The sequence below is a fragment of the Clostridium sp. genome (assembly GCF_016650095.1).
In the GTDB taxonomy this organism is placed as follows: domain Bacteria; phylum Bacillota; class Clostridia; order Clostridiales; family Clostridiaceae; genus Clostridium_AD.
In genome coordinates this window covers 1-4,049 of record NZ_JAENWL010000349.1, presented here as the reverse complement: position 1 = coordinate 4,049, position 4,049 = coordinate 1, and the positions used below count along the sequence as shown (strand labels likewise).

Here is a 4,049-nt window from a genome sequence, read left to right as displayed (position 1 = left end):
TCGCATGTAATTCCCTAGATTTGCTTATGAAGTAAGGAATAACCTATAAAGTAATAAAGAAAATATGGATTGATATATTATATTTATTGAGTTATAATATCTTGTAATTGTAAGTTAATTTTATGTAAATGTGATTGATAGTTATAAAATAAATTAAGTAATAGTTAGTTAATAGAATCATATCAAGGAGGAGTGCAGAACAGGGAATAAATTTAGTTTCTCAGGAATAAAGATATGATATAAATAAACATAAAGATGAATATAAATAAATAGTTAGTCAATTTAGTTAGATATTGGGATATTGACTGAAGCATCTAAAGAATTGAAAAAATTCAGTTTGAATTGAACTGTATAAATCTATGTATTTAACTTTTATGATTAGAAAAGCTCAAGTAAATTCAAACTTGTGGAGGAAGAGAAATAATTATGAAAAAAATATTACATGTTGGATTAGATATAGGATCCACTACTGTTAAGATAGTAGTGCTAAATCAGCAAGAAAGAATAATATATAGTAAGTATCAGAGACATTTTTCTGATATAAAAAGTACCATAGCCGATCTTTTATATGAGGCTTATAACAATTTTAGAGAATGCAATATTACTATAGTGGTAACTGGATCTGGTGGACTAGCTTTATCTAAATGGCTTCAAATACCATTTATTCAAGAAGTAATTGCCAGTACGTATGCTATAGAAAATATTATACCAAGCACTAATGTGGCAATAGAACTCGGTGGAGAAGATGCAAAGATTATATATTTCGATGGAGGAATAGACCAAAGAATGAATGGTACTTGTGCTGGAGGTACAGGTGCATTTATTGATCAGATGGCATCACTGCTTCAAACAGATGCAACAGGACTTAATGAACTTGCAAAAACTTATAAAACAATATATCCAATTGCTGCTAGATGCGGAGTTTTTGCGAAAACTGATATTCAACCCTTATTAAATGAGGGTGCTGCAAGAGAAGATATTGCTGTGTCGGTTTTCCAGTCAGTAGTTAATCAAACTATTAGCGGACTTGCTTGTGGCAGACCAATTAGGGGGAATGTTGCTTTTTTAGGTGGGCCACTATATTTTTTATCTGAACTACGACAAAGGTTCATTGAAACTTTGAAGTTAACAGAGAGCCAAATTATTTTCCCAGAGGATTCTCAGTTATTTGTTGCGCTAGGGGCTGCTATGTCATCAAAGGATGAGGATATTATGTCCTTCAAAGAATTAAAGGACCAGCTTCCAAAGTTAAAAGAAGTATCTAGTCTGGATGTTCAAAGACTTAGACCGCTATTTTCAAATGATGCGGAGCTGCAAGCTTTTAATAAAAGGCAGAGTGAATATAAGGTAGCAAGGCGCGAACTTGCAAGTTACACAGGAAATTGTTTTTTAGGGATAGATGCCGGGTCTACAACTACGAAAGTTACACTTATAGGTGATGAAGGGACAGTGTTATACTCATACTACGGTAGTAATGAAGGTAATCCACTAATGGTAGTTAGGAAAATATTAAAACATATATATACTATTTTGCCAAGTGGAGCTATTATTGCAAATTCAGCAATTACAGGTTATGGTGAAATGTTAATAAAGGCAGCACTAAAAGTGGATATTGGAGAAATTGAAACCATAGCTCATTACAAGGCGGCAGAATACTTTTTACCAGGGGTAGATTTCATATTAGATATTGGTGGACAGGATATGAAGTGTTTAAAAATAAAAGATGGTGTAATTGATAGTATAATGCTAAATGAAGCATGCTCCTCTGGTTGTGGTTCTTTTATAGAAACATTTGCTCAGTCTTTAAATATGAAAATAGGAGAATTTGCAAATTCAGCCGTATGTGCTAAAAGTCCAGTGGACTTAGGTTCAAGATGCACTGTGTTTATGAACTCAAGAGTTAAGCAGTCTCAGAAGGAAGGTGCATCGGTCGGGGATATATCAGCAGGACTTTCTTATTCGGTTATAAAAAATGCACTACTTAAGGTTATTAAGATAAGAGATCCGAAAGACATGGGCAAAAAAATAATCGTTCAAGGTGGAACATTTTATAATGATGCAGTACTTAGAGCCTTTGAAATTATTTCAGGGAGAGAGGCAGTTAGGCCAGACATTGCAGGGCTAATGGGTGCATATGGGGCTGCACTTATTGCAAAGGAAAGAGCGGTGGAAGGCAAAAAATCTACATTATTATCTACGAAGCAATTGGATAGTTTTAAAGTAGAAACGACCATGGGAAGATGTAAACATTGTGAAAATCAATGTGTTCTTACAATTAATAAATTTGATAATGATCGGGAATTTATATCTGGTAATCGCTGTGAAAAAGCACTTGGAAATAGTAATAAAAAAGAAGAGATTCCTAATGTATATGATTATAAATATAAAAGAATGTTCAACTATATTCCCCTAAAGAAGGAAGAAGCCTCTAGGGGCGTAATAGGTATTCCAAGAGTACTTAACATATATGAGAATTACCCATTCTGGTTTACCTTTTTTACGAATTTAGGATTTAGGGTTGAATTGTCACAAAGATCTTCGAAGCAGGTATATGAAATGGGGATAGAGACTATTCCATCAGAATCTGCTTGTTATCCTGCTAAAATAGCACATGGACACATTATGAGCCTTATAAATAAGGGGATAGACACTATATTCTATCCTTGTATTCCATATGAGAGAAAGGAACAGAAGGGAGCGGATAATAATTTTAATTGTCCTATAGTAACTTCATATCCTGAGGTAATAAAAAATAATATGGATATTTTGAAGGAAAGAGATATTGTGTTTCTAAACCCTTTTATCGCTCTAGATAATAAGAAAAAATTAATTGTGAGATTAGCTGATGAGTTTAAAAGTTTTGGAATTGAAAAAAGAGAAATTTCATTGGCAGTTGAGAGGGCATGGACCGAAACAGAAAAGGTAAAATCGGACATTCAAAGTAAAGGTGAGGAAGTCGTAGAATATATTAGAAGGACTGGAAAGAAGGGCATCGTCTTAGCTGGGAGGCCGTATCATATAGACCCAGAGATTAACCATGGAATTCCAAGTTTAATCACAGATTTTGATATGCCTGTACTTACAGAGGACAGCGTGGCTCATTTAGGCATTGTTGAAAGACCTTTAAGAACTGTAGATCAGTGGGTATACCATTCTAGGCTATACGCTGCAGCGAGTTTTGTAGCCCATGAACCAAATATTGAGCTTATTCAGCTAAATTCTTTTGGCTGTGGACTCGATGCAGTTACTACGGACCAAGTTGGAGAGATTTTAGAAAATAGTGGCAAGATATTTACAACTTTAAAAATTGATGAAGGAAATAATTTGGGAGCAGCAAGAATTAGAGTCAGATCCTTAAAGGCCGCACTCAATGAAAGAGATAAGAATGGAATTTCACATAAAAAAAATGTGGAGATCCACAGTAGGGTTATTTTTACTCAGGAAATGAGAAAAAAACACACTATTTTATGTCCACAAATGTCTCCAATACACTTTCAATTTTTACAGGAAGCTTTTAATGCATCGGGATACAATTTGAAGATTTTACCTTCAGTAGATAACGAAGCTGTAGATGAAGGCTTAAAATATGTAAACAATGATGCCTGTTACCCTACAATAATTGTAGTAGGACAAATAATTGCTGCTTTAAAATCAGGTGAATATGAGATAGATAATACCTCTGTTATAATTTCTCAAACTTGCGGAGGGTGTAGAGCTACAAATTATATTGGATTCCTTAGAAAAGGCTTGAAGGAAGCAGGATTTCCTGAAATTCCAGTGATATCATTAAATGCTGCTGGTCTTGAGAAAAATCCAGGTTTTAAGTTCACATATCCCATGGTTAAAAAATCAATAATGGCATTGGTATACGGGGATATACTTATGAGGGTCCTCTACAGGGTGAGACCTTATGAGATGATAATAGGCTCAACTAATTTACTTTATGAAAAATGGGTAAAAATATGCAAAGAAGCTGTTATAAGAGGTAAAAGTCAAGAGTTTAAAGATATTATATCTTCTATAGTAGCTGAATTTGATAATTTAGAAGT

The 4,049-nt window shown here is 34.0% G+C and carries 1 protein-coding gene; it reads left to right on the top strand.

Annotation, left to right across the window (positions count from 1 at the left end; all coding sequences use genetic code 11):
- Positions 1-426: 426 nt before the first annotated feature.
- The coding region (locus tag JJE11_RS15990) for an acyl-CoA dehydratase activase-related protein (RefSeq protein ID WP_291637408.1) at positions 427-4,049 on the top strand (3,623 nt) is incomplete at its 3' end.